This window comes from Flavobacteriales bacterium (assembly GCA_020635855.1).
Lineage (GTDB): Bacteria > Bacteroidota > Bacteroidia > JACJYZ01 > JACJYZ01 > JACJYZ01.
The window spans coordinates 442,089-466,308 of the sequence record JACJYZ010000002.1 but is presented as its reverse complement, the minus strand read 5'-3'; the positions used below and the strand labels follow the sequence as shown (position 1 = coordinate 466,308).

The following is a 24,220-nucleotide window of genomic DNA, read 5'->3' as shown; positions in this document are numbered from 1 at the left end:
TATCGTTCATTTTATGCACTGTCGTCTTTTTAGGCTTGCAGGTAACGGTTTGGCTATGAAATGTAGGGCTTTTCGAGCGCGTTTCTGTCCACCGGACGAAGTGCAGTTTGAAAAGACCGAAGCTTGCGGTTCGCACCGACTGCCCTATATTTTATAGCCTTTGTTACCCACAGGCTTTTTTTATTTATTAGTTCAACCAACTTATTCGGCTTTTAACAATTCGCTTTGTCCCTGGGGTTGTGTTCACGATTTGTAAATGTGCAGATTTCGGGTTATGGACATTTGCCATTGGAATCAACCACATACCTGCACAGCGAAAGCTCCTATCTAATGCAACAACAACTAAATACTTGCTGTCTTTGCCAACGAGATTATTAAGTCGTCTCGATTTACCCGTTCGTCTGCCACTTTCATAAACCCTTCTTGTCTTTATCTCGTATTTGATTCCTTTTTTATCATAGGCATCAACTCCTTTTTCATTTTTGTTTTCATTTAATGTGAGATTGAGTTCTTGGCTCGCGTAATATTCTCCAAGGTCTCCAACAATTCTTCTACTACGAATAATTTCTTCTGACTGTAATAAGCAATATAGCTCCCCAAATTTTTTGATTTCCTTTTGTTTGGAGGCTGGGAGTTTGACTTCTGAACCGTCAATTGAATTGTAAGTGATTGAGTTCAGGAACTTATTGCTAATACCAACTTTCCCTTTTGGAAGTTGTGTGGATTTAATTTGAATTATTCTTTTTGTCTCATAGTTTGGAGTGAAGTACACTATAACCAAGTAATCGATTGATTCAATGTCAAGATTGCCAATCCCGTAATTGACTTTATCTGATTCAATCACTTTCGCCTTTACTTGATATGTTTTCCCTTTGGTATCAATTCCGTCAACAGCTCTTGTAACTCTGTCCGTTTTTCTGAACTTAAATACTTCAGACGCTACATACTCTCCAATCTCGCCTGTGAAGCTGTCTGTCCTAATAATTCCAAGGTCAAACAGTTTGTCACTTTGATTGGCAAAGTCATTCAGGAGTTGTTTCTTTTTCTTGTTCAGCGGCATTTTTTAGCTTGTGGGTAACTGGTTATATCGCTCCAAAATTTACAACTATTCCCCCAATTCCCAGCGGATATCACTACCTTTTATCCCTTTATTCCCTTCCAGGTCACTGTGCCATGCCTGGCCTTCCATCAGCTGGTCAAACGGACTGGGAATGGTTCCCAGGTAGCGCTGACTGACATGTGTGTAAATCATTGTTGTTTCCGGTTTGCTGTGTCCCAGCAAAGCCTGCACATACCTCAAATCCGTTCCCGCCTCCAGCAAATGCGTGGCGTAACTGTGACGCAACATATGCGGTGTAACCCGCTTACGGATGCCCGCCCGCCTGGCTGCCTCCAACAGTACCTTCCGGATGCTTACCGCCGAATACATCTCCCGCCCCTGGCCATTGAACAAATATGTATTCGGTTTATATGCAACATAATAATTCCTCAGAAGAACCAATATTTTTTCCGAAAGGGTCACATACCGGTCCTTCCGCCCTTTGGCTTGCCTGACACGGATCTGCATCCTTCCCGAATCGATGTCTTCAATCCGCAATGCCAATAATTCACTTATACGCAAACCGGCCGCGTACAAAAGTCCCACAGCCGTACGGTGCTTCAGGTTTCGTATCGCCATCAGCAAGGCCAGTACTTCCTGTTTCGACAGCACCACCGGAAGCTTCCTTTCCTTCCTGGGCCTCTGAAGTGCCTCGATGTCCAGTGAGCGGTCCTGCGTCAGCGAATAAAACAATTTGATGGCTCCCACCAGTTGACGCTGGTAACTCACCGAATAGTTCTTCCCCACCACCACCTTGTGGTTGTAATCCTTCACGTGCTCCATGGTGATGTCCTTCGGCGTCAGTGTATGGTAGTGGGTGAAAAAGGATCGGATCATACCGCCGTATACCGCCACGGTACGTTCACCATACCGTTGTCCGGCCATCCATTCACAAAATCGCTCACATGCCTTTGCTGAAAGCGGGTGCATGGGTTTCGGCAACGCTTCGTCCAGCGGTTTCCGGTCCACCACCACACCCGGACCCACAGCCGCGATCAACCGTTCCAAATTCGACACGGAATAGGGCATGTGCCAGCACTTACGGGAAGCGCTCCACAAACATATCCCGGTTGACCTCACTTTACCGATCATCGGCCGGTCAAACGGAAACGAAATACGCACATGGGCCTTTCCCTTGTATCGGATCAGATCCAATGTTAACACCATAAGGCTTTTTGCTTTGGGTTTTCGGGTGATCCATCCCCAACTTATCATTTCTATTTCCCGATCCTGTATCCTACCTTCTCCACCGGCGTTTCCTTTTCCCTGATGAACTGGCGCAGGTAATCGAACAGCAGCTTTACCTTGTCGTCCTGATCGGTTATACGTTTCTCCAATTGTTCCATCTTCACCAGCAGGTCCGCGTGGGTCAGCATCATCTTGCGCATACGGGTAAAAATCCTCACGATACGGATGTTCATCTGAACCGCCCGATCGCTGTTCAAAACGCACGCCAGCATGGTTACTCCCTGTTCCGTGAAGCAAAATGGCCGATATCTCAATCCTTTCTTCTCTGAGTTGGAGGTCACAAATTGTGACCTCCAATGTTCCAGTTCTGTGGATGTCATTTCAAACATGAAATCCTCCGGAAACCTTTTTATGTTCCGGCGTACGGCTTGTTTCAATACTTTGGTCTCCACACCATACAACTCCGCCAGATCGCGGTCCAGCATCACCTTCTCACCGCGGATCAGGTAGATCTTATGCAGCAACACTTCATCGGGAACCAGTGATTCATTACGTTCAACCATGATCCATTTCTATTTTCCCATTCTATATCCCACCTTCTCCACCGGCGTTTCCTTTTCCCTGATGAACTGGCGTAGGTAGTCGAACAACAGCTTCACCTTTCCATCCTGGTCCGTCATACGTTTCTCCAGTTGTTCCATTTTCACCAACAGGTCTGCATGGGTCAGCATCATCTTGCGCATGCGGGTAAACAGGCGAATGATGTGTATGTTCGTGTGAATGGCCCGTTCACTGTGAAGTACGGTTGACAGCTGGGATATGCCTTGCTCGGTAAAAGCATAAGGAGGGTACTTGCTATGTGTACCTTGTTTTAAGGTGCCAAATTGGCACCTTAAAGTTTGATACTCCTCAGATGTCAATTGAAACATGAAATCCTCCGGGAACCGAATGATGTTTCGCCGAACCTGACGCTTCAACACCTTGGTCTCCACCCCGTACAACTCCGCCAGGTCACGATCCAGCATCACCTTCTCACCGCGGATCAGGTAGATCTTATGCAGCAACACTTCATCGGGAACAACGGAGGTATTCGGGATTGGCATGCGACAAAGATCGCTTTCTCGTTGTCCGGTTGTCGTCTCATGCAAGTTCGTACATCACTTTCTCCCGTTTAATAGAAATGAACGGTTTCGTAGCAAATGCTACAGGATAACAAGACGAAGGTGCAACCTTCGCCTAACATCAACCGGACATTGGTAAACTGTGAGGAAAAAGGGAATTGTTGGCGGGAACCCAATGCCAGCGGCATTGAATGTTTATAGAACATTGTATGGATGATGATGTACGACCCCAGCGGGGTCGCAGAATCTTTTCAACGTTCGTGTTTTCTATAAACGTTGAATCCCGTTGGGATTCTTGTATTCATCGATGGATGTTTATCCCGGTCATCACAGCTTGTCAACATAAACCGGTTAAACGGTTGTGCAGGAAACGTAGGAGGATAACAAGACGAAGGTGCAACCTTCGCCTAACAGCTGCGGACCTTTGGCAAGCTGCAATACACTAGGGAAAATATTTATTCATTAACATATAGTCAATGTTGTCGGTTTGGGAATGACAGCTTATGCAAGAGATGCCTTTTTTAGTTGCGGACTCTGCTACACTCCCGTCTGCATTTATATAGCCCCACACCCAACCCTTGTCATCTGCATCTGCACTTGACGCGTTTTTATACAGAATCGCATAGCGTTCAAGTGTTGTTGAATCGCCGAACAATTCTTTCACAATCAAGGATCCTTCCGGAAATGTCGCACCGGACATGATCTTACCGGTTGAATCCAGTTTTGTAGCGGCAATCATGTTATAGCGGGTTTTCAGAAACAGCTGCTGATGTCCGCTTCCGGCACTTCTGCTTAATACCGTACTTGAATTTTTGAACCAGGTAAAGCCACTTGTTACCTTGGCCATTTCGTATAGTTCTTTGTCCGTATCCGCAGCTGTGTCCGTGGTTTGTTCCTTCTTTTTACAAGAATGAATGATTCCTATGCCCATAACAAAAGCAGTTAGAACCATCATTGTTTGTAAGTTGTTTCTCATGCACATTCGCATTTATCTGTTGACTAGTTGCAGTGTACAATGGTCTATGCTTCTAAGGTATGCAACTATTCCCATAATTTCCACGGAACTCGTATCTGTAGCAAATGCTAAGGGATAACCAGACGAAGGTAAAACCTTCGCCTAACCTCCCACAACTTTTTGCAAACTACGATGAACTGCGGCACAAATTAACTTCCCCTTACGACTCCCGCAAAAATTCGCGCCATGCTTGGGAATATAGGCGCCAGCCTTGAAGCCGGAACCCAATGCCATCCGCATTGAAGGTCTGTTGAGAATCGTTTAGATATGATGATGTACGACCCCGTTGGGGTCGCAGAATTCTTCACTCATCGTGTTTTCTATAAACATTGAATCCCGTTGGGATTCCTTCTATTCATCGATGAATATATATCCCAATTCCTCTTCGCTTGGCAACATGAACGCGGTGAACAGGTTCGCAGCAAATGTCAAAGGATTACCCAAGACTGGTGCAACCTTTGTCTGACAGCTGCAGGCTTTTGGTAAGCTGCGATGGACTTGAGGTCTCATCCGACCAAGTTTGCAAACGGCATTGCTCCAAATTGTTTTATGTATTCGCTCAGCAATTGTTTTTCAATTTTTCTTGGGTCGTCATTTGGTGTCGGTTTCCAACAAAAAATCAAGGCTCTATGGTTCTTAAGTTGCCAAATTAATCTTCCGCCCCAGTGTCCAACGTTTTTAGTCTCTCCAAATCTTAGATATTGTCCAAGTCTTGAGCTTAATGTCGCCTGTCCCGCTGGGCTTCCTGCCTTTCCTATATAAAGAACTTGTGAATTTTCAACGTGATTAATTTTCAGTTCTTCTATTGAAACATTGGGGTCTTTCCCTTTGAAAAATCCACCCACTCCTGGGTTAATAAATTCCGTCTTCTTGAAAGTCGGATCAATTACTAAGTAAACTCCTTTCATTCTTGGAATACAGGATTTATCTGTCCAAAGTTCCGTGACAGTTACAAATCCTGTGAAACCATTTCTCCTTATGTCCTCTATATTATTGAAATTCATCGGCGGAATTTTTACTAACATCAACTGCTTTATTCAAAAATATACAACTTCCCCCATCCCACACCAAACCATCTCCCCACCATTCCCTTCCCCACCTTCTACCCACATTGGAGGTAACAATTTGTGACCTCCGACAAATCACCTTAAGGCGCCAATCTGGGAATTGTTGGCGGGAACCCAATGCCATTCGCATTGAACGTTTATAGCGCATTGTATAGAGATGAAAATGTACAACCCCGTTGGGGTCGCAGAATTCTTCACTCATCGTGTTTTCTGTAAACATTGAATCCCGTTGGGATTCTTCTATTCATCGATGAAAGTATGTCCCGGTTCTTCTTCGCTTGTTAACATGAACCGGGTTACCTATGCGATACCTACCCAACAACCCAACAGCATCCTCAATTCTCCTCCTTCGCAATCTTATGTTGCCAGTAAATAAAGAAGGGCGCCCCTACAATTTCAAGCACGGTGAATCCGACAAAAGGTATCGGAGGCACGCCTGTGAATACCATCGACAACAGCCTGCCCAGCCCACCGATGAAAATGGATATCCAGATGATTCGAAAAATCCTCTTTTCCTTTTCAATGGATCTGATGATGCTGAACATTGCCAATCCCAGCCCGATCCAAATGCCACTGAAAAATCTCAGGTTGCTGTCCAACAGCACAAAATGCGAATCAATGAGCCCCTCATAAATAGGGTCGTTGATGCCTGTGAATCCGATCAGTCCCGTAGCGATTGGGATCAATCCCAATACAGCCATGATGATTTGTAAATTTCTCTTGTTCATACACCCGATTGCCTACCTAAATGTATGGGCCAAATGTAAACCCCAGATGGCGCTTGAAACAATGTTCCAATATCTCCCCTCAACCACACACCCATACCCCTCACCGCCCCGGCACGGAGGATCAATTTCTAATTCCTAATTAATAATTCCTAATTATTTAAATCCTTCCCTCCAGCTCTCCGCCTTTTTTCCCCAGCGCATCCACCTTCGCCGCCACCGCCGGATCTTCTTCCAGCACGGGTGCATGGTGCGGCTTGATGCGGGCATCAATGACGAGGCTGCCACGGCATCCCCAGTGCTTGTTGTCGGTGAAGGCATCCACCCCGCCGATGTCATGCGACGGGTTGGAACGGGTGAAGGTCACCCAGAGGAAGTTGCCGTGGGAGGCGGCGGTGAACTCGCTGTCGTCACAGAGTACGACAAGGGGCAGGCCTTCCATGTTGCTGCCTGCCAGTGCCTGTTCGAGTTGGTGCATGTGTTGCACGCCGGCGGACCTGTCGGTATAGGGCGGACCGCTGATCGCCAGCACACCCGGGAACACCGTGCGGGGTTTTGAGAAGCCGGCAGATAGGTTCAGTCCCTCCGGAACAGCGTCCGTTAAGCTGCGTTTTTTCTCACCGGCTGCCGCCACCACCAGTTTGGATCCGCTGTTGAGGCCGTCGCCGCTGTAGTCGAGCGTATCGATGGTGGTTTGGGTATCGAAGTGCAGGTCGCGTTTCCAGTCGACCCGCTCCAGCATGTGCATGAAGAATGCCTGCACATCTTCCACGTCCAGGGAGGGGTTGTCTTCCCTGGCAGCGATCCACAGGTATTTGGAGAGCGACATCTGTCCGAACCCGAGGATGGCATGCGCCATGGTAAGGATCTCCTGCGGACGTCGTTCGTTGAGGTAAGGTGTGTAGCGTTCGCTGCCCACCGCCAGCAGCAGCGGATGTACGCCTGCTTCGTCGATGGCGTGTACGCGGTGCAGTCCGGGGATCTCTTTCGACACCACCGGCCCCACCAATTCGTGGATCATCGCACCGAAACTTGTGTCTTCCTGGGGTGGTCGCCCCACCACGGTGAACGGCCAGATGGCGCCTTTCCGGTGGTACACCTTGTGCACGCGCATGAGGGGGAACGGATGGGTAAGGCTGTAGTAACCGAGGTGGTCGCCGAACGGACCTTCCGGTTTGGTTTCGCCGGGGTGCAGTTCTCCGGTGATCACAAAGTCGGCATCTGCGGAAAGCACGTGTCCGTCTTTGCGGATGTACCTGAACCTTCTTCCGCCGAGCGCACCGGCAAAGGTGAGTTCGCTGATGCCTTCCGGAAGCGGCATCACGGCAGCGAAGGAATGCGAGGGAGGCCCGCCCACGAAGATGCTCACCTTCAGGGGCTGTCCGAGCTCATTCGCCTTCGATTGGTGCACGCCTATGCCGCGGTGGATCTGGTAGTGCAGGCCCATCTCCTTGTTGGGCACAAAGTCGTTACCGGCCATCTGCACGCGGTAGCATCCGAGGTTGGAATGCATCACGCCGGGTTGCATGGGGTCTTCGGTGAAAACCTGCGGCAGGAAAATATACGGACCGCCGTCCATCTGCCAGGCGCGGATCTGTGGCAGCTTGTCGAGCGTGGTTTCGCGGTAGAGGACGGGGCCCCTGCTTCGCTTCTTCGGCAGGGCGAATATGGCGTGCAGGGCGGACTCAAAATACCTGACCGGGTGCTTCAGTACCTTCCCCGGATCGGCTTTCATTTCAATCAGTGCCTTCACCTGGTCGAGCGTATCGCGGAAGATGAAACGGGTGCGGTTGATGTCGCCGAACAGGTTAGACACCGCAGGGAACTCGCTACCTTTTACGTTTTCGAAAAGGATGGCAGGACCTTTGGCTGCGAACACCCTTCGATGGATGGCCGCCATTTCCAGGTCGGGATCCACTTCGGTGCGGATGCGGACGAGGTGGCCATTTTTCTCAAGGTCGCGGATACAATCCTGCAGGGAGCGGTATGCCATGGGGTGTTCAGGGTTTGCTCACAAATGTAAGCAAAGCTGCCTTCCCGGTGGCATACGGTTCCGGGAAGGCAGTTCAATGGTTATTTTCCGATCCTGTACCTCAGTAACTTTCGCACAATGGTATTGGAGTTACCCATATAAAAGGCAACTTCTTCAACCACCCCTACATCTTTTACATGATGGCGGTAGGCATACCGGCTGGGGCCATACAAGGGGTTGGCCGGATTGAGGTATTCCACTTCATATTCAGCAGAGACTACGTCGGGATAACTTCCGGCAGGAACTGCAACCGGTCCGAGGTCATTGCGGATGCGCGTGGTGATAACCCACGAGCCGGGTACGGTATCTGCTTCCGCCACATCACCCCAATTTTGTTGCGCCAGCAGGATCTTACCATCCGAATTCACCATATATCCGGCAGAATCCCGGAACAGTTCAAAGGCACTTCCAAAAGGTGAGTTTGTTTTGACATGATGAAAGATGAGGCCCCGGATGACAATGGTATCATTCATCACATAATCGCTGTCGATGCGTGAATCAAGTACCACGTTATTGGTATCCAACAATTGCTGCTGGTAAATCCAATAGGTTCCCTCTTTCGTAGGACAATAGGCATCGCTGGTACCCAGGCTATCGATGACCGGCCCTGTGGGAATTTCAGGGAACTCTTTCTTTTTACAGGCAACTACCAGCAGGCAACCTGCCAGATAAATCAAAGGTTTGGCGTTCATGGCGTTTTAGCCGGAGAACGGGAGCATACCGGCGTACGTATACGTCAGATACGGGCAAATAAATATTCGGTACGCTTTTATGAGAAAGCGGTCATGCCCACCGGATGTGTAAAAAGAAGTTCGCTTACTTCCGTGCGAAGTAGAAGTTGCGGCCCTGGAAGTGTCCGCTGTCACCGAGTGATTCTTCGATGCGAAGCAGCTGGTTGTATTTGGCGATCCTGTCGGAACGGGAAGCCGAACCGGTTTTGATCTGGCCGGTTTTCAGGGCAACGGACAGGTCGGCGATGGTGGTGTCTTCCGTTTCACCGGAGCGATGGCTCATCACGGAGAAGTAGCCGTTGCGCTGGGCCATTTCCACGGCTGCCATGGTTTCCGACAGCGTACCGATCTGGTTTACCTTCACGAGAATGGAATTGGCAGCGCCGCGACCGATGCCTTCCGCCAATCTTTCGGCGTTGGTTACGAAGAGGTCGTCACCAACGAGTTGCACTTCTTCACCGAGTTCTTCGGTCAGTTCCACCCAGCCGGTCCAATCGTCCTCATCCAGTCCGTCTTCGATGGAGATGATGGGGTAACGGTTGGCCCAATCAGCCCAGAAGGTCACCATTTCGGATGACGTCAGGTATTCGCCGGACGACCATTTGAAGTGGTACTTTTTCTTTTTGGCGTCATAGAGTTCGGAAGCGGCAGCATCCATGGCGATGAAGATGTCTTCACCCGGACGATACCCGGCTTTTTCGATGGCCTGGATCACCACCTTCAGGGCTTCCTCGTTGGAAGCCAGGTTGGGTGCGAAGCCGCCTTCGTCGCCCACGTTGGTGGAATGTCCTTTATCTTTCAGTACCTTCTTGAGGCTGTGGAAGACCTCCGTTCCCATGCGCAGGGATTCGGAAAACGTTTCCGCGCCGGTGGGCATGATCATGAATTCCTGGAAATCGATTTTGTTGTCTGCGTGTGCGCCGCCGTTCAGGATGTTCATCATGGGAACCGGAAGTGTATTGGCGTTCACGCCACCCACGTAGCGGTACAGGGGTTGTCCGAGTTCTTCGGCTGCCGCACGTGCGCATGCCAGGGACACGCCCAGGATGGCATTGGCGCCGAGGTTGGCTTTGTTATCGCTTCCGTCCAGGGCCACCATGGTGCGGTCGATGGTGGTTTGGTCGAAGATGTACATGCCACGCAGTTCTTCGGCGAGCACGTTGTTCACGTTCTGCACGGCTTTGGTCACACCTTTGCCCATGTAACGGCCTTTGTCGCCGTCGCGCAGTTCAACCGCCTCATGTTTACCGGTGGATGCACCGGAAGGAACGGCTGCTCTGCCCTGCCCTCCTGCGTCTGTGAATACTTCCACCTCGATGGTGGGGTTGCCTCTTGAATCGAGAATCTGACGGGCGTGGATGGCGGCGATTTGTCCCATGGGTGCTATGCGTTGATGTTGGTGTTTTCTTTGATGTGGGTGATGAATTCCTCGAAGAGGTAACTGGCGTCATGCGGACCCGGAGATGCTTCCGGGTGGTACTGTACGGAGAATACTTTGTGTTTTTTCAGGCGGAAACCTTCGATGGTTTGATCGTTCAGGTTCACGTGGGTGACTTCGATGTCGGGGTTGCCTTTCACATCTTCGGCATCCACGCCGAACCCGTGGTTCTGTGAGGTGATCTCACATTTGCCGGAGGCCAGGTTCTTCACGGGGTGGTTGATGCCGCGGTGGCCGTGGTGCATTTTGTAGGTATGCAGTCCGTTTGCCAGTGCGATGATCTGGTGTCCCAGGCAGATGCCGAATACGGGCAATCCGCTTTCGATGATTTGTTTCATGGTATCCACCACGCCGGTTAACGGAGCGGGGTCGCCGGGGCCGTTGGAGATCATGAAGCCGTCGGGGCTCCAGGCCATGAGGTCTTCAAAAGATGTATCGTACGGAAACACCCTCAGGCTGCATCCTCGATCGGCCAGGCAGCGCAGGATGTTTTTCTTCACACCGAGGTCGAGCACGGCCACTTTGTAATCGGCGGTAGCCGGACCGAAGTCATAGGCTTCCTTGGTGGATACGCAGGAGACCAGTTCAAGTCCTTCCATGGAAGGCACGGCGGCCAGTTTCTTTTTAAGGGATTCGATATCGAGGTCGGAGGAAGAAATGATGGCGTTCATGGCGCCTTTGCTGCGGATGTGGCGAACCAACGCCCGTGTGTCCACATCGGTAATGGCGACCATGTTTTCTTCCAGGAAATAGTCCTGGATATCACCGGTGGCATCCTTACGCGAATACATGCTGGTGAAGTTGCGGCAAACGAGGCCGGCGATCTTCATGGAATCCGACTCCACTTCATCCTTATGCACGCCGTAGTTGCCGACATGCACGTTGGTGGTCACCATGATCTGTCCGAAATACGAGGGATCGGTAAAGACCTCCTGGTAGCCGGTCATGCCCGTATTAAAGCATATCTCTCCTGTCGCGATTCCAATTTTCCCAGCCGAGCGGCCATAAAAAACGGTACCGTCTTCAAGGAGCAGTACCGCCGGGGATTTTTCGAAGTATTTCATGTGCCTGGGTCGTGGTGGCTTTTATGTTTTTTGCGCCGCAAATATATGGAAAATAGCCGGTTTTCCACGAAGTCTTGCGCGCACTTTTTTCGAAACGGAAAGATAAGGATGGCGAATGGGATTCGCCACCGGATGTATTACCTTGCGGTACATTTTAATGACAAGCCATGCAGGACCCCGCATTTATTAAAGAAATTCAGCACAAAGCGCAATCATTATCGGAGCAGGTTTCGGCCGAATTCGGGTCGCTGGACGGTGAGACGCTGAACATGCAGCCCGCTCCGAAAAAATGGAGTGTGGGAGAATGCCTGGATCACCTGATCACCACCAGCCGGAGCTATCACCCGCTGTTTACCAAGCTGGTGTCCGGAACCTATAAGCCCAACTGGTGGGAACATAGCAGTCCGTTCAGCGGGTACTTCGGCAGGTTGCTGATAGAATCCACCGGACCGGTTGTAAAGAAGCCTTACAAATCGCCGCCTGCCTTCCAATCGACCCGGAGCCGGGTACCTGCAGACATTGTGGAAGCCTTTCTTCGCGAATATCGGCAGTGGCAAGATTGGGTAGGACAGTTATCGGAACTGGATGTGGACAAAACCAGGGTAACCTCGCCAGCTTCAGGTTTGGTCACATATAGCCTGAGGGATTGCCTGACCATCATACAGGGTCACACCGAGCGGCATATCAACCAGGCGAGGCGGGCATTGGAAACAGTGGCCGCACATACCAACGAGCAATAAAAAAGGCGGTCAAAATGACCGCCTTATGAAGTTTTGTGAGGAATGATTTACTCCGCAGCTTTTTCCTCTCCGCCTTCGGATTTCTCTTCTTTCTTCTCTTCGGCTTTGGGAGCTGCTTCTTTCTTGGCTTCTGCCTTGGGTGCTTCTTCCACCTTGGCTTCTGCATCACCGGCGTCGGCCTTTTTCTTGGCGCTGCCACCTCTGCGGCTTCTGCGTGTGGTTGCCTTGGCTTGCTTATCGGTGCCGGCTGCGTTCAGGCGGGTTTCGTTGAAATCCACCAGTTCGATCAGGCACATTTCCGCATTGTCTCCTTTGCGGATACCGGTGCGCAGGATGCGGGTATAACCTCCCGGACGATCGGCGACTTTCACGGCCACTTCGCGGAAGAGTTCGGATACCGCGTATTTGTCCTGCAGGTAGCTGAACACCACACGACGGGAGTGTGTATTGTCGCTTTTCGACTTGGTGATCAACGGCTCCACGTAGGTTTTCAGCGCCTTGGCTTTGGCCAGTGTGGTATTGATCCGTTTGTGCTTGATCAGCGAGATGGCCATGTTCGCCAACATAGCTCTTCTATGTTGCGCCTTGCGGCCGAGGTTGTTGATTTTATCTCCGTGTCTCATCGTTAATTCCTCTATCTACAGTTAATGCGGTAATCTTAGTCCTTATCCAGTTTATATTTCGCCAGGTTCATGCCGAAGGTCAGGCCTTTGGAATGTACGAGGTCTTCGAGTTCGGTCAGGGACTTCTTTCCGAAATTTCTGAATTTAAGCAGGTCGTTTTTGTTGAAAGACACCAGGTCACCCAGGGTTTCAACATCGGCTGCTTTCAGGCAGTTCAGTGCACGAACAGACAGGTCCATATCAACCAGTTTGGTTTTCAGCAGCTGACGCATGTGCAATGAAGACTCGTCGAACTCTTCGGTTTCTGCCTTTTCTTCGGTATCGATGGTGATCTTCTCATCGGAGAACAGCATGAAGTGGTGGATGAGGATTTTGGCCGCTTCCTTGAGTGCATTCTTCGGATGAATAGAACCGTCGGTGGTCACATCCATTACGAGCTTCTCATAGTCGGTCTTCTGTTCCACACGGAAGTTCTCGATGCTGTAATTCACGTTCTTGATGGGTGTGAAGATGGCATCCACAGCGATCACACCGACAGCTTGTCCTTCCACCTTGTTTTCTTCGGCGGGTACATAGCCGCGACCTTTGTTGACAGTCACGTCAAAGTTCAGTTTCACACCGGGGTCCATGTTGCAAATCACCAGATCCGGATTCAGTACCTGGAATGCAGAAGTGTATTTACCGATGTCGCCGGCTGTGAGTTGTTTTTTTCCACTCACGGAAACATGCACCTTTTCTGTTTCGGTGGATTCGATCTGACGTTTGAAACGCACTTGTTTCAGGTTCAGGATGATGTCGGTCATATCTTCCACCACACCCTTGATGGTTGAGAACTCGTGGTCCACACCTTCGATGTGAACGGAGGTGATGGCAAATCCTTCAAGTGAAGACAGCAGAATGCGCCTGAGGGCGTTTCCGATGGTGATTCCGTAACCGGGTTCCAGGGGGCGGAATTCGAATTGCCCTCTTTGCTCGGTGGAATTCAGCATGATGATCTTATCAGGCTTCTGGAATGCTAAAATGGCCATGTGTATCTGTTGGTTATATGGTGGACTATAGGATCAGTGATTATTTGGAGTACAATTCCACAATCAGCTGCTCATTGATGTTCTCTGGGATCTGGTCACGTTCGGGAACTGCCAGCACCGTGCCTTTCAGGGTATCCGGATTCCACTCCAGCCAGGGAAACTCTTTGTTACCGGCTGCAATCGCTTCACGGATGGGTTGCATTTGACGTGACTTCTCACGGATGCTTATCACATCACCCACTTTCAGGCTGTATGAGGGAATGCTCACGATATCGCCATTCACGGTGATGTGACCATGGTTCACGAACTGGCGTGCAGCGCGACGGCTGGCTGCGAGTCCAAGGCGGAACACGGTGTTATCCAGGCGGGCTTCACAAAGCTGCAACAGGTTTTCACCAGTGATACCTTTTTTGCGGGATGCTTTCTCGAACAGGTTTGAAAACTGTTTTTCGAGGATGCCGTAGGTATACTTGGCCTTTTGCTTTTCACGCAACTGTACGGCGTATTCCGACTGCTTCATGCGGCGCTTCATCTGGCCATGCATGCCAGGGGGATAGTTTTTCTTATCCAGCACCTTGTCGGGCCCGAAAATGGGCTCCCCGAATTTTCTGGCGATCTTGGATTTAGGTCCTCTGTAACGTGCCATTCCTTGAGTCTTTCTTTATTTCGGTTTCTATGATTGCTAATGATTATACCCTTCTTTTCTTGGGCGGACGGCAGCCGTTGTGCGGCAGCGGGGTCACATCCACGATCTCTGTCACTTCGATACCAGAATTGTGAATGGTACGGATAGCGGACTCGCGGCCTGCACCTGGACCTTTCACATACACCTTCACCTTACGCAAGCCGAGGTCGTACGCTACTTTGGCCGCGTCGGATGCTGCTTGCTGAGCGGCATACGGTGTATTTTTCTTGGATCCTTTGAAGCCCATTTTTCCGGCGGATGACCAGGAAATCACCTGACCCTGAGCATTGGACAGTGAAACGATCACGTTGTTGAAAGAGGCGTGGATCGTTGCCCTTCCGTGCGATTCTACATGCACCGACCTCTTCTTCGTGGTTTTTGATGTGGATTTTGCCATGATGTTTACCTATATCCGTTTACTTGGTTGCCATCTTCTTGTTGGCAACGGTTTTTCTCTTTCCTTTTCTGGTACGTGCATTATTCTTGGTCGTCTGGCCACGTACGGGCAGGCCCAGTCGATGGCGGATGCCGCGATAGCAACCGATGTCCATCAAACGTTTGATGTTCAGCTGAACTTCGGAGCGAAGCGCACCTTCCACCTTGTATTTGTCCTGAACAATCTTGCGAATCAGGGTCGCCTCTTCATCGGACCAATCCTGTACCCTTGCATTTCTAGCCACACCCGCTTCATCGAGAATTTTCTGGGCGGTGCGACGTCCGATACCATAGATGTAGGTGAGGCTGATCTCTCCTTGTTTGTCCTTTGGAATGTCAATACCTGCAATACGTGCCATACGTTAGCTGTTGTTTTACCACGGCGTGAGCCGGATACATTTATCCTTGTCTTTGTTTGAACTTTGGGTTCTTTTTGTTAATCACATACAGCCTGCCTTTGCGTTTTACGATCTTGCACTCGGCGCTGCGTTTCTTGATGGAAGCTCTGACTTTCATAGTTCCTCCTGGTTTAGTATCTGTAACAAATTCTTCCTTTGGTCAGGTCATAGGGAGACATTTCTATCTTCACCCTATCACCTGGTAATATCTTGATGTAATGCATCCGCATTTTGCCTGAAATATGAGCGGTGATCATATGTCCGTTCTCCAGTTCCACGCGAAAGATCGCATTGGAAAGGGATTCCCTTACTACTCCATCCTGCTCTATGCTCGGCTGTTTAGCCATTCTTTATTTCTTCAGTTTTATTTTCAATCACTTCGTCAATCCATGCAAAGGTAGACAATACCTCTGCTTTGCCTTTTCCGATTGCCACGGTATGTTCGAAATGCGCTGACGGCTTTCCGTCTGTCGTGGTAATCGTCCATCCGTCGGCATGTTCCCGGATGCTACGTTTTCCCTGGTTCACCATCGGCTCAATGGCAATCACCATTCCCTCCGATAGCTTCACACCGTTTCCCCTGCGTCCGTAATTAGGAACCTCAGGTTCTTCGTGCAGGTTTTTTCCGATGCCGTGTCCGACCAACTCGCGTACCACTGTGAAGCCATTTGCTTCTGCATGGGACTGAACGGCGTATCCGATATCACCCAACCGGTTTCCGGCCACCGCCTTTTCAATTCCCTTGTCAAGGCTTTCCCGGGTCACCCTCAGCAGGAGGGCTACATCCGCAGGAACTTCGCCAATGGCAAAAGTAAAGGCCGAATCGCCGTAAAAACCGTTCTTCAACACCCCGCAGTCCACCGAAACAATATCCCCTTCCTGAAAAGGTTCGTTGTTCGGGATTCCGTGCACCACCTGTGCATTAGGTGACACACAGAGGGTATTTGGAAATCCCCGGTAACCCTTGAAAGCCGGCTCGCCTCCATGATCGCGGATCACGGTTTCGGCCACCTTATCAAGCTCGAGGGATGTTACACCCGGCTTAATCACCCTGGCGACCTCCGCCAAGGCTTTCGAAACAAGCAAAGAACTTTCTCTGATGAACGCTATTTCTTCTTCTGTCTTGTGATAGATCATACAGTCGAACTATGCCTGCACGGCTGTCGTCATTGAAGTAGGTGTTCCTCTTCCTTTGATCCTACCACTCTTCATCAGTCCATCATAATGCCTCATCAACAGGTGACTTTCGATCTGCTGGAGTGTATCCAGCACCACACCCACCAGAATCAGCAGGGAGGTTCCACCGTAGAAGTTGGCAAATTGGTTATTCACACCCGCAATAGCGGCAAACGCCGGCAGGATTGCAATTACCGCCAGGAAAATGGAACCCGGCAGGGTAATGCGTGAAAGTACGTTATCAAGGTATTCGGAAGTTTTTCTTCCAGGCTTTACACCCGGAATAAATCCGCCGTTCTTCTTCAGGTCATCAGCCATTTGCTGGGGATTCACGATAATGGCCGTGTAGAAGTATGTGAAGATGATGATCAGCATGGCGAACAGGAAGTTGTACCAGAAGCCATGTGTATTGGACAGCACCGCTGCCATTCCTGTCAGGTTTTCTGAAAACCCTGCGAGTGTAATGGGAACGAACATGATCGCCTGGGCAAAGATGATCGGCATAACACCGGCAGCATTCACTTTCAATGGGATGTATTGGCGTGCACCACCGTATTGACGGTTGCCCACAATCTTCCGGGCCACCTGAACGGGAATCTTCCTGGTACCCTGTACAAGCAGGATGGCGAACACGATCACCAGTAGCAACACCACCATTTCCACGAGCAGCATGATAGGACCTCCTTTTTCCATGCGCGCCGCAAATTCAGCGAAGAATGCAAACGGCAGACGGGCGATGATACCGATCATGATGATCAGAGAGATACCGTTACCGATACCTTTGTCGGTGATGCGCTCACCCAGCCACATGATAAACATGGTACCCGCCACCAGAATGATGGAAGATGAGATCCAAAAGAAAGCCATTGAATCATACATGATGGCTTCTTTGGGAAGCTGGGATGCCAGATAACCGGGGGCCTGACCCAAAGTAATCAGAACGGTCAGGTAACGCGTGATCTGGTTCATCTTGCGGCGACCGCTTTCACCGTCTTTCTGCAAGCGCTGGAAATACGGGATGGCGATCGTTAGCAGCTGTATCACAATGGAAGCCGAGATATAAGGCATAATACCAAGCGCGAAGACGGAAGCATTGGAGAATGCGCCACCTGAAAACATGTCCAGGATATCGATCAGTCCGCCACCCTTGGCTTGCGCCCTGGATGCTTCGAGGGCCGCCAGGTTTACACCCGGAAGCACTACGTAGGAGCCGATACGATAAACCAGAATGAACAGCAGCGTATTCAGGATCCGGATCTTCAGATCTTCAATCTTGAAGATATTGCGAATGGTATTGATGAAATCCTTCATGCGAATTATTCTGGCTTCTCAGCTAATACTTTTTCTTCTTTCTTTTTGGTCTTGGCTGCTGCCTTAGGGGCCGCATTGCTGGTTCCGTTGGTCTTGGTATGCTTCTGGAACTTCACCAGCTTCAGTTTCTGTGTAGCCTTCGGATTCACCACCACTGCTTTACCACCGGATTTTTCGATGGCTTCAACCGCAGCCTTGGAAAAGGCTTCCGCGCTTACCTCCAGCTTGGCCGACAGTTCACCACGACCGAGGATCTTGATGATGTCGTTCTTGGATGCAAGGCCATGGTTGATCAGCACTTCCTTATTCACAACGGTTTCCTTGTGTTGTTCGGCAAGTTGCTGAAGTGTATCCAGGTTGATGCCACGGAAAACGATGCGACCGGGGTTTTTGAATCCCACTTTGGGTACACGGCGCTGGAGGGGCATCTGACCACCTTCAAATCCCACTTTGCTTTTATAGCCAGAGCGTGATTTGGCACCTTTATGTCCGCGGGAAGCTGTTCCGCCATGTCCTGAACCCTGGCCACGGCCGAGGCGTTTCTTGGTTTTGTTGGCAGATCCCTGCGCCGGTTTTAGGTTATGTAAGTTCATTTCGCTTCGTATTATTTTTCAACAACTTCAACCAAATGTTTTACCGCCTGGATCATCCCCAGTGTTTGCGGAGTAGCTTCCACTTCCACTTCCTGATTTACCTTTTTCAGACCCAATGCAACGAGGGTTCTTTTTTGTCTTTCAGGACGGTCGATGGCGCTCTTTACCTGTTTTATTTTCACTTTGTTTGCCATTGCTCTTAACCATTAAAAACTTGTTCGAGTTCGAGGCCTCTGGTCTGGGCCACGGCATAAGCATCACGCATATTCAGCAGTGCATCGATGGTGGCCTTCACCACGTTGTGCGGGTTGGAAGAACCTTTGGACTTGGCCAATACGTTTTTGATACCCACGCTTTCGAGCACAGCACGCATGGCACCACCGGCGATTACTCCCGTACCATTGGATGCGGGTTTGAGGAGAATGAGGGCGCCACCGAATTTACCCACCTGCTCATGCGGCACGGTACCTTTCACGATGGGCACCTGGATGAGGTTTTTCTTGGCGTCGTCAATTCCTTTGGCGATGGCTTCGGTTACTTCCTTCGCTTTACCCAGGCCGTATCCCACCACACCATTCTCGTTACCCACCACTACGATGGCGGAGAAAGTGAAGGTACGACCGCCCTTGGTCACCTTGGTCACGCGTTGAATGCTAACGAGTTTATCTTTCAGTTCAATCTCGCTAGACTTGACTCTTTTTACGTTTGCTTGTGCCATTTTCCAATATTAGAATTTAAGTCCGCCTTCACGTGCTGCATCAGCCAGTGCCTTCACACGGCCGTGGTACAGGTAACCGCCTCGGTCGAATACCACGCTTTCTATGCCGGCATTCTTTGCCTTGGCTGCGATGGCTTCACCCACCAGACGCGCTTGTTCGGTTTTTGTGATCTTTCCTTTTCCGGAGATCTCCTTTTCGCGTGAAGACACGTGAGAAAGGGTTTTACCTTCCAGGTCGTCGATCAACTGTGCGTAGATCTCGGAGTTGCTGCGGAAAACTGACAGGCGTGGCCTTTCGGTCGTTCCCTTCACCACTTTTCGGATCCGTTTTTTGATCCGGCTTCTACGGTCTGCTTTGGTTTTTACTGTCATGTCTCAATTATTTAGAAGCTGTTTTACCTGCTTTTCTGCGGTACTGTCTGCCGATCACCTTGATACCTTTTCCTTTGTAAGGTTCGGGTTTCCTCAGTGAAACGATCTTGGCAACCACCTGACCCAACAATTGCTTGTCGTGACATGCCAGGAGGATACGGGGAGTCTGTCCCCTTTCGGCCTTGGTTTCCACCTTGATTTCTTTCGGAAGTTCGAAAGCCACGTTGTGTGAATAGCCAAGGCTGAGTTCCAGCAACTGACCTTTGGTGTTGGCGCGGTAACCCACACCCACCAGTTCCAGTTCTTCATTGTAGCCTTCGTGCACGCCTTTGACCATATTCTGGATCAGTGAGCGATACAAACCGTGCATGGCCCTGTGTTGCTTCTGGTCGGTCTGGCGGTTCACTACCACCTTATCTTCCTGAACTTCCACTTTGATGGCGGGATCAACGGCTTGTTGCAATTCACCTTTAGGGCCTTTGGCTGTGACCAGGTTCTTATCAGAAACCTGAATCTGAACGCCGCTTGGCAAGGTGATGGGTAATTTTCCAATTCGTGACATAACGCTTCCGCTTAATTCAGCTTAATAGATATAACACAATACTTCTCCGCCCACATTTTCCTTTCTGGCTTCCTTATCCGTCATCACACCTTTTGATGTGGAGAGGATGGCGATACCCAAACCGTTCATCACGCGGGGCATGGTTGATGTACCGGAGTACTTTCTCAGACCCGGTTTGCTCACCCTTTGCAGCTTGCGGATGGCAGGCTGTTTGGAAACCGGGTGATACTTCAGGGCGATCTTGATGGTACCCTGAGCGGTCGGGCCTTCCTCGAATTTATAGTCGAGGATATATCCTTTCTCGCGAAGGATCTTTGTCATTTCCTTCTTGATATTGGAGGCAGGAATTTCCACCACCCTTTTGCGGGCTCTTGCGGCGTTCCTGATACGGGTCAGAAAATCTGAAATGGTATCCGTCATGGCTTTGTCTTACTATATGATTCTTACCAGCTTGCTTTTGTAATACCGGGGATCTTTCCTTCAGCAGCAAGTTCCCTGAAAAGGACCCTCGAAATACCGAACTGCCTCATGTAGCCTTTCGGACGACCGGAAATGTTGCAGCGGTTGTGCAGACGTACCGGGGATGAGTTGCGGGGCAAACGGCTGAGGCCTACATAATCGCCTGCAGCTTTCAGAGCCGCCCTTTTTTCGGCGTATTGTGCGACCATACGCTGACGTTTTCTTTCTCTTGCTTTGATGGATTCCTTGGCCATAGTTATGCGTTTCTAAAAGGTAAACCGAATTCTTTCAGAAGGGCGAAAGCCTCTTCGTTGGATTGGGCAGACGTTACAAAAGTGATGTCCATGCCTGTGATCTTTGCCACTTTATCAATGTCGATCTCCGGGAAGATGATCTGCTCTGTGATACCGAGCGTATAGTTTCCCTGACCGTCAAAACCTTTGCGGCTGATTCCGCGGAAGTCACGGATACGGGGCAGTGCAACGGCCACCAGGCGGTCCAGGAATTCGTACATGCGATCTCCGCGCAGGGTCACCCTTGCACCGATGGGCATGCCTTTACGCAACTTGAAGTTGGAGATGTCCTTCTTCGATTTCGTTGCAACGGCTTTTTGTCCGGTGATCATGCTCATCTCAGTCAGCGCTGATTCGATCATTTTCTTGTCTGCAACCGCTGCACCTACACCCTGGTTGAGGGTGATTTTCTTCAGGCGCGGCACTTGCATAACGGACTTGTATCCGAATTGCTTCTGGAGGTTACCGGCAATTTCGTTGCGGTACTGCTCTTTCAATCTTGGTGCGTAATTCATGACTTAACGATCTCTCCGGTTTTTTTGAAATACCTGACTAGTTTTTCCTTTTCAAGTTTCCGACCCACACGCTGCGGTTTGCCTTTACCGTCAACCAACATTACGTTGGAGATATGAACGGGGGCTTCCTTCTTCACGATTCCACCCTGTGGGTTGGCCGCATTGGGTTTGGTGTGTTTGGAAATCATGTTCACACCCTCCACCAGTACGCGGTTCTTTTCAATCAGCACCGCAAGTACCCTGCCCTGCTGGCCTTTGGCTACACCTGAAATCACCATCACGGTGTCACCTTTTTTGATTTTATGTTTGGCTACCATAACGTTTGAATCTTAAAGCACCTCAGGTGCCAACGAAACAATCTTCATGAATTTCTTTTCACGCAGTTCACGTGCAACCGGACCGAAGATACGGGTACCTCTCATTTCACCTGCGTTGTTCAGCAATACAACAGCATTGTCATCAAAACGGATGTAAGAGCCGTCTTCCCTTCTTACCTCTTTGTTGGTGCGCACAACCACCGCTTGGGAAACGCTACCTTTTTTCACGTTGCCGGATGGAATTGCATTCTTGATCGAGACGACGATCTTGTCGCCCACGGATGCGTAACGCCTGCCTGTGCCACCGAGTACCCGGATGCAAAGCACCTCTTTGGCACCGCTGTTATCAGCTACGGTCAGTCTGGATTCCTGTTGTATCATCGCAATGAATAATTTATCTTTTAAACTCGTTACTTGGCCTTCTCCATGATCTCCACCAGTCTCCAGCGCTTGCTCTTGCTGATCGGGCGGGTTTCCATGATCTTCACCGTATCACCGATGTTAGATTCCTGCTTTTCATCGTGAGCCGTGAACTTTTTCGACTTCTTAATGAACTTCCCGTAAATCGGGTGTTTCATTTTCCGCTCAACCTTCACCACGATGGTTTTGCTCATCTTGTTGCTGGTGACCACTCCGACACGTTCCTTGCGGAGGTTACGCTTATCAACGACTTGTTCTGTCATGGCTCTTATTTTTTATCAGCGGTTTCCGCTGCGGCTTGCGTCCTTTTGTTCAATTCTGTTTTCAGGCGTGCAATGGTCCTGCGCGTGTACCTGATCTTCATCGGGTTTTCAATGGTAGCCACTGCATGGTTCATCACCAGCTTGCTAAGCAGGTCTTCCTGCTCCTCGATCTTATCTTTCAGATCGGATAATGCCAATTCTTTGATTACAGCTTGTTTCATGATCTTGCTTATTCCTGGTAATCCCTTCTGACAATGAACTTGGTTTTGATCGGAAGCTTTTGAGCCGCCAGGCGCATGGCTTCCTGCGCGAGTTCCTGAGATACGCCGTCTGCTTCAAACATGATGCGACCCGGCTTTACAACCGCCACGAAATATTCGGGGGCGCCTTTACCTTTACCCATACGTACTTCCGCGGGCTTCTTGGTAATAGGTTTATCAGGGAAGATGCGGATCCACAGTTGGCCTTCACGTTTCATATGACGGGTCACCGCAATACGTGCAGCTTCCAACTGCCGGCTGGTGATCCAGCCCGGTTCGAGGGCTTTGATGGCAAATGATCCGAAAGAGATCTGGTGTCCACGGCCGGAATTGCCGTCCAACGATCCCTTCAGCTTTTGCTGCCTCCTGTACTTGGTCCTTTTTGGCTGTAACATGACGTATATTCAGATTTCGATAATCAAACTTATTTGTTCCTGGAACCGCCTCCGCGAGGAGCTTTAGGCGATCCACCCTTTTGTTGCATGGCAGCGTTGGGCGACAGGTCGCGTTTGCCATAAACTTCACCTTTGCAAATCCACACCTTGATACCGATACGGCCATAGGTGGTATGTGCTTCACACAATGCATAGTCTACATCCGCACGGAAGGTATGCAAGGGAACACGTCCTTCACGGTATTTTTCGGTCCGGGCAATTTCAGCACCACCCAAACGACCGGCTGCCGCTACACGAATTCCCTCCGCGCCCATACGCATGGTAGAGGCAACCGCCATTTTCATGGCACGGCGGAAAGAGATACGGCCTTCGATTTGCTTGGCGATGCTTTCGGCCACCAGACGGGCATCCAGTTCGGGGCGTTTTACCTCGAAAATGTTAATCTGGATTTCCTTCCGGGTGATCTTCTTCAATTCTTCCTTCAGCTTGTCAACTTCCTTTCCTCCTTTACCGATAATGATTCCGGGACGGGCGGTGTGGATGGTCACGGTTACCAGCTTCAGTGTTCTTTCGATCACGATTTTGGCAATGCTGGCCTTGGAAAGACGTGCGTTGAGGTACTGGCGGATTTTGTAATCTTCCACCAGTTTCTCGGTGTAGTTCCGGCCTCCGTACCAATTGGAATCCCAACCGCGGATGATACCCAGCCTAAGGCTGATCGGATTTGACTTCTGTCCCATTTATTTCGCGTTTTCTTCTTTTTTAACTTCTTCTTTTTGTTCAATTGCCTCACGGGTTCCGAGTACCAGCGTAACGTGATTGGAACGCTTACGAACCCTGTGTGCACGACCTTGTGGTGCCGGGCTGATACGCTTCAGGGTGCGACCCTGATCCACATGAATCTCTTTCACAAAGAGGCTCTCGTCGGCGCGCTGGTCTGACTTCTGCTCGTAGTTCGCGATCGCAGATTTCAGCAACTTTTCCACCCTGCCAGCAGCATCCTTGGAGCTGTATTCCAAAATGCTCAGGGCTTTGTATACATCCAAACCGCGCACCATGTCAGCAACCAACCGCATCTTCCTGGGGGAAGTAGGGCAATTGTTCAGCTTGGCATAGTAGAGGCTTTTCTTCTCCTCTTTGATCGCATCAGCGCGTAATTTCTTTCTTGCTCCCATGA

At 50.1% G+C, this 24,220-nt stretch carries 36 protein-coding genes; 1 reads left to right on the top strand and 35 read right to left on the bottom strand.

Going from position 1 to position 24,220, the window contains the following annotated elements:
• Positions 1 to 187 precede the first annotated feature (187 nt).
• The 11 genes from H6585_02010 to carA all read right to left on the bottom strand — a co-directional run bounded on the left by H6585_02010 (position 188) and on the right by carA (position 11,480).
• Positions 188 to 1,060 (bottom strand): hypothetical protein, encoded by an 873-nt coding sequence (locus H6585_02010; GenBank protein ID MCB9447103.1) that lies wholly within the window; start codon positions 1,058 to 1,060, stop codon positions 188 to 190.
• Between the two features lie 45 nt (positions 1,061 to 1,105).
• Entirely contained in the window at positions 1,106 to 2,266 is a 1,161-nt protein-coding gene (locus H6585_02005; GenBank protein ID MCB9447102.1) for a tyrosine-type recombinase/integrase, read from the bottom strand.
• 50 nt (positions 2,267 to 2,316) lie between these two features.
• Positions 2,317 to 2,850 (bottom strand): ORF6N domain-containing protein, encoded by a 534-nt coding sequence (locus H6585_02000; protein ID MCB9447101.1) that lies wholly within the window; start codon positions 2,848 to 2,850, stop codon positions 2,317 to 2,319.
• A gap of 9 nt (positions 2,851 to 2,859) precedes the next feature.
• The gene (locus H6585_01995) at positions 2,860 to 3,390 is read right to left on the bottom strand and encodes an ORF6N domain-containing protein (GenBank protein ID MCB9447100.1); all 531 of its coding nucleotides are present in this window, start codon (positions 3,388 to 3,390) and stop codon (positions 2,860 to 2,862) included.
• A 460-nt stretch (positions 3,391 to 3,850) separates the two neighbouring features.
• Complete coding sequence (locus tag H6585_01990; protein MCB9447099.1) at positions 3,851 to 4,384, bottom strand: cytochrome P460 family protein; 534 nt, start codon at positions 4,382 to 4,384, stop codon at positions 3,851 to 3,853.
• 545 nt (positions 4,385 to 4,929) lie between these two features.
• Positions 4,930 to 5,427, bottom strand: coding sequence for a hypothetical protein (locus H6585_01985; protein ID MCB9447098.1), 498 nt, complete (start codon positions 5,425 to 5,427; stop codon positions 4,930 to 4,932).
• A 398-nt stretch (positions 5,428 to 5,825) separates the two neighbouring features.
• The gene (locus H6585_01980; GenBank protein MCB9447097.1) at positions 5,826 to 6,218 is read right to left on the bottom strand and encodes a DUF4345 domain-containing protein; all 393 of its coding nucleotides are present in this window, start codon (positions 6,216 to 6,218) and stop codon (positions 5,826 to 5,828) included.
• Between the two features lie 157 nt (positions 6,219 to 6,375).
• Positions 6,376 to 8,208, bottom strand: coding sequence for a UbiD family decarboxylase (locus H6585_01975; protein ID MCB9447096.1), 1,833 nt, complete (start codon positions 8,206 to 8,208; stop codon positions 6,376 to 6,378).
• A gap of 80 nt (positions 8,209 to 8,288) precedes the next feature.
• Positions 8,289 to 8,939 carry a hypothetical protein gene (locus H6585_01970; GenBank protein ID MCB9447095.1) on the bottom strand — a complete coding sequence of 217 codons (651 nt, stop codon included), beginning with the start codon at positions 8,937 to 8,939 and terminating at the stop codon, positions 8,289 to 8,291.
• 124 nt (positions 8,940 to 9,063) lie between these two features.
• Positions 9,064 to 10,356, bottom strand: a complete 1,293-nt coding sequence (gene eno, locus H6585_01965; GenBank protein MCB9447094.1) for a phosphopyruvate hydratase — start codon at positions 10,354 to 10,356, stop codon at positions 9,064 to 9,066.
• A gap of 5 nt (positions 10,357 to 10,361) precedes the next feature.
• Positions 10,362 to 11,480 (bottom strand): glutamine-hydrolyzing carbamoyl-phosphate synthase small subunit, encoded by a 1,119-nt coding sequence (carA, locus tag H6585_01960; GenBank protein MCB9447093.1) that lies wholly within the window; start codon positions 11,478 to 11,480, stop codon positions 10,362 to 10,364.
• Positions 11,481 to 11,647: 167 nt separating this feature from the next.
• Between carA and H6585_01955 the strand changes: the two genes are divergently transcribed.
• Positions 11,648 to 12,220 carry a DinB family protein gene (locus H6585_01955; GenBank protein ID MCB9447092.1) on the top strand — a complete coding sequence of 191 codons (573 nt, stop codon included), beginning with the start codon at positions 11,648 to 11,650 and terminating at the stop codon, positions 12,218 to 12,220.
• A gap of 47 nt (positions 12,221 to 12,267) precedes the next feature.
• Here the strand turns inward: H6585_01955 and rplQ are convergent, their stop codons facing one another.
• From rplQ to rplV, 24 genes are read right to left on the bottom strand one after another with little or no spacing between them, the layout of a single operon-like run.
• Positions 12,268 to 12,843 carry a 50S ribosomal protein L17 gene (gene rplQ, locus H6585_01950; GenBank protein ID MCB9447091.1) on the bottom strand — a complete coding sequence of 192 codons (576 nt, stop codon included), beginning with the start codon at positions 12,841 to 12,843 and terminating at the stop codon, positions 12,268 to 12,270.
• Between the two features lie 35 nt (positions 12,844 to 12,878).
• On the bottom strand, positions 12,879 to 13,871 hold the full coding sequence (locus H6585_01945; protein ID MCB9447090.1) for a DNA-directed RNA polymerase subunit alpha: 993 nt from the start codon (positions 13,869 to 13,871) through the stop codon (positions 12,879 to 12,881).
• A 40-nt stretch (positions 13,872 to 13,911) separates the two neighbouring features.
• The gene (rpsD, locus tag H6585_01940; GenBank protein MCB9447089.1) at positions 13,912 to 14,517 is read right to left on the bottom strand and encodes a 30S ribosomal protein S4; all 606 of its coding nucleotides are present in this window, start codon (positions 14,515 to 14,517) and stop codon (positions 13,912 to 13,914) included.
• 43 nt (positions 14,518 to 14,560) lie between these two features.
• Complete coding sequence (gene rpsK / locus H6585_01935) at positions 14,561 to 14,953, bottom strand: 30S ribosomal protein S11 (GenBank protein MCB9447088.1); 393 nt, start codon at positions 14,951 to 14,953, stop codon at positions 14,561 to 14,563.
• 19 nt (positions 14,954 to 14,972) lie between these two features.
• Entirely contained in the window at positions 14,973 to 15,350 is a 378-nt protein-coding gene (rpsM, locus tag H6585_01930) for a 30S ribosomal protein S13 (protein MCB9447087.1), read from the bottom strand.
• Positions 15,351 to 15,390: 40 nt separating this feature from the next.
• Positions 15,391 to 15,507 carry a 50S ribosomal protein L36 gene (rpmJ, locus tag H6585_01925; protein ID MCB9447086.1) on the bottom strand — a complete coding sequence of 39 codons (117 nt, stop codon included), beginning with the start codon at positions 15,505 to 15,507 and terminating at the stop codon, positions 15,391 to 15,393.
• Positions 15,508 to 15,520: 13 nt separating this feature from the next.
• A complete protein-coding gene (gene infA / locus H6585_01920) occupies positions 15,521 to 15,736 on the bottom strand; it encodes a translation initiation factor IF-1 (protein MCB9447085.1) in 216 nt (71 codons plus the stop codon).
• Positions 15,729 to 16,526: a type I methionyl aminopeptidase gene (gene map, locus H6585_01915; GenBank protein MCB9447084.1), complete on the bottom strand. Its 798-nt coding sequence runs from the start codon at positions 16,524 to 16,526 to the stop codon at positions 15,729 to 15,731. The genes infA and map overlap by 8 nt, the downstream gene beginning before the upstream one ends.
• Before the next feature lie 9 nt (positions 16,527 to 16,535).
• Positions 16,536 to 17,876 carry a preprotein translocase subunit SecY gene (gene secY / locus H6585_01910; protein MCB9447083.1) on the bottom strand — a complete coding sequence of 447 codons (1,341 nt, stop codon included), beginning with the start codon at positions 17,874 to 17,876 and terminating at the stop codon, positions 16,536 to 16,538.
• 5 nt (positions 17,877 to 17,881) lie between these two features.
• Positions 17,882 to 18,469 carry a 50S ribosomal protein L15 gene (gene rplO / locus H6585_01905; GenBank protein MCB9447082.1) on the bottom strand — a complete coding sequence of 196 codons (588 nt, stop codon included), beginning with the start codon at positions 18,467 to 18,469 and terminating at the stop codon, positions 17,882 to 17,884.
• An 11-nt stretch (positions 18,470 to 18,480) separates the two neighbouring features.
• Positions 18,481 to 18,663, bottom strand: coding sequence for a 50S ribosomal protein L30 (rpmD, locus tag H6585_01900; protein MCB9447081.1), 183 nt, complete (start codon positions 18,661 to 18,663; stop codon positions 18,481 to 18,483).
• Between the two features lie 5 nt (positions 18,664 to 18,668).
• A complete protein-coding gene (rpsE, locus tag H6585_01895) occupies positions 18,669 to 19,187 on the bottom strand; it encodes a 30S ribosomal protein S5 (GenBank protein MCB9447080.1) in 519 nt (172 codons plus the stop codon).
• 9 nt (positions 19,188 to 19,196) lie between these two features.
• On the bottom strand, positions 19,197 to 19,559 hold the full coding sequence (locus H6585_01890; GenBank protein ID MCB9447079.1) for a 50S ribosomal protein L18: 363 nt from the start codon (positions 19,557 to 19,559) through the stop codon (positions 19,197 to 19,199).
• Between the two features lie 7 nt (positions 19,560 to 19,566).
• On the bottom strand, positions 19,567 to 20,121 hold the full coding sequence (gene rplF / locus H6585_01885) for a 50S ribosomal protein L6 (GenBank protein MCB9447078.1): 555 nt from the start codon (positions 20,119 to 20,121) through the stop codon (positions 19,567 to 19,569).
• A 21-nt stretch (positions 20,122 to 20,142) separates the two neighbouring features.
• Complete coding sequence (gene rpsH, locus H6585_01880; protein MCB9447077.1) at positions 20,143 to 20,541, bottom strand: 30S ribosomal protein S8; 399 nt, start codon at positions 20,539 to 20,541, stop codon at positions 20,143 to 20,145.
• Positions 20,542 to 20,564: 23 nt separating this feature from the next.
• Positions 20,565 to 20,834: a 30S ribosomal protein S14 gene (gene rpsN / locus H6585_01875; GenBank protein ID MCB9447076.1), complete on the bottom strand. Its 270-nt coding sequence runs from the start codon at positions 20,832 to 20,834 to the stop codon at positions 20,565 to 20,567.
• A gap of 2 nt (positions 20,835 to 20,836) precedes the next feature.
• Entirely contained in the window at positions 20,837 to 21,388 is a 552-nt protein-coding gene (gene rplE, locus H6585_01870) for a 50S ribosomal protein L5 (protein ID MCB9447075.1), read from the bottom strand.
• Positions 21,385 to 21,705: a 50S ribosomal protein L24 gene (gene rplX / locus H6585_01865; protein MCB9447074.1), complete on the bottom strand. Its 321-nt coding sequence runs from the start codon at positions 21,703 to 21,705 to the stop codon at positions 21,385 to 21,387. Before rplX ends, rplE begins: the two co-directional genes overlap by 4 nt.
• Before the next feature lie 12 nt (positions 21,706 to 21,717).
• Positions 21,718 to 22,086 (bottom strand): 50S ribosomal protein L14, encoded by a 369-nt coding sequence (gene rplN, locus H6585_01860; protein MCB9447073.1) that lies wholly within the window; start codon positions 22,084 to 22,086, stop codon positions 21,718 to 21,720.
• A 29-nt stretch (positions 22,087 to 22,115) separates the two neighbouring features.
• On the bottom strand, positions 22,116 to 22,388 hold the full coding sequence (gene rpsQ / locus H6585_01855; GenBank protein MCB9447072.1) for a 30S ribosomal protein S17: 273 nt from the start codon (positions 22,386 to 22,388) through the stop codon (positions 22,116 to 22,118).
• 5 nt (positions 22,389 to 22,393) lie between these two features.
• Positions 22,394 to 22,609 (bottom strand): 50S ribosomal protein L29, encoded by a 216-nt coding sequence (gene rpmC / locus H6585_01850; protein MCB9447071.1) that lies wholly within the window; start codon positions 22,607 to 22,609, stop codon positions 22,394 to 22,396.
• 8 nt (positions 22,610 to 22,617) lie between these two features.
• Positions 22,618 to 23,043, bottom strand: coding sequence for a 50S ribosomal protein L16 (rplP, locus tag H6585_01845; protein ID MCB9447070.1), 426 nt, complete (start codon positions 23,041 to 23,043; stop codon positions 22,618 to 22,620).
• Between the two features lie 29 nt (positions 23,044 to 23,072).
• Complete coding sequence (gene rpsC, locus H6585_01840; GenBank protein ID MCB9447069.1) at positions 23,073 to 23,783, bottom strand: 30S ribosomal protein S3; 711 nt, start codon at positions 23,781 to 23,783, stop codon at positions 23,073 to 23,075.
• Positions 23,784 to 24,218, bottom strand: a complete 435-nt coding sequence (gene rplV, locus H6585_01835) for a 50S ribosomal protein L22 (GenBank protein MCB9447068.1) — start codon at positions 24,216 to 24,218, stop codon at positions 23,784 to 23,786.
• Positions 24,219 to 24,220 lie beyond the last annotated feature (2 nt).

What these genes read in the sequence shown, in the direction of transcription:
- H6585_02010 (MCB9447103.1), bottom strand. Translation starts at nt 1,060, where the DNA reads ATGCCGCTGAACAAGAAAAAGAAACAACTCCTGAATGACTTTGCCAAT.
- H6585_02005 (MCB9447102.1), bottom strand. Translation starts at nt 2,266, where the DNA reads ATGGTGTTAACATTGGATCTGATCCGATACAAGGGAAAGGCCCATGTG.
- H6585_02000 (MCB9447101.1), bottom strand. Translation starts at nt 2,850, where the DNA reads ATGGTTGAACGTAATGAATCACTGGTTCCCGATGAAGTGTTGCTGCAT.
- H6585_01995 (MCB9447100.1), bottom strand. Translation starts at nt 3,390, where the DNA reads ATGCCAATCCCGAATACCTCCGTTGTTCCCGATGAAGTGTTGCTGCAT.
- H6585_01990 (MCB9447099.1), bottom strand. Translation starts at nt 4,384, where the DNA reads ATGAGAAACAACTTACAAACAATGATGGTTCTAACTGCTTTTGTTATG.
- H6585_01985 (MCB9447098.1), bottom strand. Translation starts at nt 5,427, where the DNA reads ATGAATTTCAATAATATAGAGGACATAAGGAGAAATGGTTTCACAGGA.
- H6585_01980 (MCB9447097.1), bottom strand. Translation starts at nt 6,218, where the DNA reads ATGAACAAGAGAAATTTACAAATCATCATGGCTGTATTGGGATTGATC.
- H6585_01975 (MCB9447096.1), bottom strand. Translation starts at nt 8,208, where the DNA reads ATGGCATACCGCTCCCTGCAGGATTGTATCCGCGACCTTGAGAAAAAT.
- H6585_01970 (MCB9447095.1), bottom strand. Translation starts at nt 8,939, where the DNA reads ATGAACGCCAAACCTTTGATTTATCTGGCAGGTTGCCTGCTGGTAGTT.
- eno (MCB9447094.1), bottom strand. Translation starts at nt 10,356, where the DNA reads ATGGGACAAATCGCCGCCATCCACGCCCGTCAGATTCTCGATTCAAGA.
- carA (MCB9447093.1), bottom strand. Translation starts at nt 11,480, where the DNA reads ATGAAATACTTCGAAAAATCCCCGGCGGTACTGCTCCTTGAAGACGGT.
- H6585_01955 (MCB9447092.1), top strand. Translation starts at nt 11,648, where the DNA reads ATGCAGGACCCCGCATTTATTAAAGAAATTCAGCACAAAGCGCAATCA.
- rplQ (MCB9447091.1), bottom strand. Translation starts at nt 12,843, where the DNA reads ATGAGACACGGAGATAAAATCAACAACCTCGGCCGCAAGGCGCAACAT.
- H6585_01945 (MCB9447090.1), bottom strand. Translation starts at nt 13,871, where the DNA reads ATGGCCATTTTAGCATTCCAGAAGCCTGATAAGATCATCATGCTGAAT.
- rpsD (MCB9447089.1), bottom strand. Translation starts at nt 14,517, where the DNA reads ATGGCACGTTACAGAGGACCTAAATCCAAGATCGCCAGAAAATTCGGG.
- rpsK (MCB9447088.1), bottom strand. Translation starts at nt 14,953, where the DNA reads ATGGCAAAATCCACATCAAAAACCACGAAGAAGAGGTCGGTGCATGTA.
- rpsM (MCB9447087.1), bottom strand. Translation starts at nt 15,350, where the DNA reads ATGGCACGTATTGCAGGTATTGACATTCCAAAGGACAAACAAGGAGAG.
- rpmJ (MCB9447086.1), bottom strand. Translation starts at nt 15,507, where the DNA reads ATGAAAGTCAGAGCTTCCATCAAGAAACGCAGCGCCGAGTGCAAGATC.
- infA (MCB9447085.1), bottom strand. Translation starts at nt 15,736, where the DNA reads ATGGCTAAACAGCCGAGCATAGAGCAGGATGGAGTAGTAAGGGAATCC.
- map (MCB9447084.1), bottom strand. Translation starts at nt 16,526, where the DNA reads ATGATCTATCACAAGACAGAAGAAGAAATAGCGTTCATCAGAGAAAGT.
- secY (MCB9447083.1), bottom strand. Translation starts at nt 17,876, where the DNA reads ATGAAGGATTTCATCAATACCATTCGCAATATCTTCAAGATTGAAGAT.
- rplO (MCB9447082.1), bottom strand. Translation starts at nt 18,469, where the DNA reads ATGAACTTACATAACCTAAAACCGGCGCAGGGATCTGCCAACAAAACC.
- rpmD (MCB9447081.1), bottom strand. Translation starts at nt 18,663, where the DNA reads ATGGCAAACAAAGTGAAAATAAAACAGGTAAAGAGCGCCATCGACCGT.
- rpsE (MCB9447080.1), bottom strand. Translation starts at nt 19,187, where the DNA reads ATGGCACAAGCAAACGTAAAAAGAGTCAAGTCTAGCGAGATTGAACTG.
- H6585_01890 (MCB9447079.1), bottom strand. Translation starts at nt 19,559, where the DNA reads ATGACAGTAAAAACCAAAGCAGACCGTAGAAGCCGGATCAAAAAACGG.
- rplF (MCB9447078.1), bottom strand. Translation starts at nt 20,121, where the DNA reads ATGTCACGAATTGGAAAATTACCCATCACCTTGCCAAGCGGCGTTCAG.
- rpsH (MCB9447077.1), bottom strand. Translation starts at nt 20,541, where the DNA reads ATGACGGATACCATTTCAGATTTTCTGACCCGTATCAGGAACGCCGCA.
- rpsN (MCB9447076.1), bottom strand. Translation starts at nt 20,834, where the DNA reads ATGGCCAAGGAATCCATCAAAGCAAGAGAAAGAAAACGTCAGCGTATG.
- rplE (MCB9447075.1), bottom strand. Translation starts at nt 21,388, where the DNA reads ATGAATTACGCACCAAGATTGAAAGAGCAGTACCGCAACGAAATTGCC.
- rplX (MCB9447074.1), bottom strand. Translation starts at nt 21,705, where the DNA reads ATGGTAGCCAAACATAAAATCAAAAAAGGTGACACCGTGATGGTGATT.
- rplN (MCB9447073.1), bottom strand. Translation starts at nt 22,086, where the DNA reads ATGATACAACAGGAATCCAGACTGACCGTAGCTGATAACAGCGGTGCC.
- rpsQ (MCB9447072.1), bottom strand. Translation starts at nt 22,388, where the DNA reads ATGACAGAACAAGTCGTTGATAAGCGTAACCTCCGCAAGGAACGTGTC.
- rpmC (MCB9447071.1), bottom strand. Translation starts at nt 22,609, where the DNA reads ATGAAACAAGCTGTAATCAAAGAATTGGCATTATCCGATCTGAAAGAT.
- rplP (MCB9447070.1), bottom strand. Translation starts at nt 23,043, where the DNA reads ATGTTACAGCCAAAAAGGACCAAGTACAGGAGGCAGCAAAAGCTGAAG.
- rpsC (MCB9447069.1), bottom strand. Translation starts at nt 23,783, where the DNA reads ATGGGACAGAAGTCAAATCCGATCAGCCTTAGGCTGGGTATCATCCGC.
- rplV (MCB9447068.1), bottom strand. Translation starts at nt 24,218, where the DNA reads ATGGGAGCAAGAAAGAAATTACGCGCTGATGCGATCAAAGAGGAGAAG.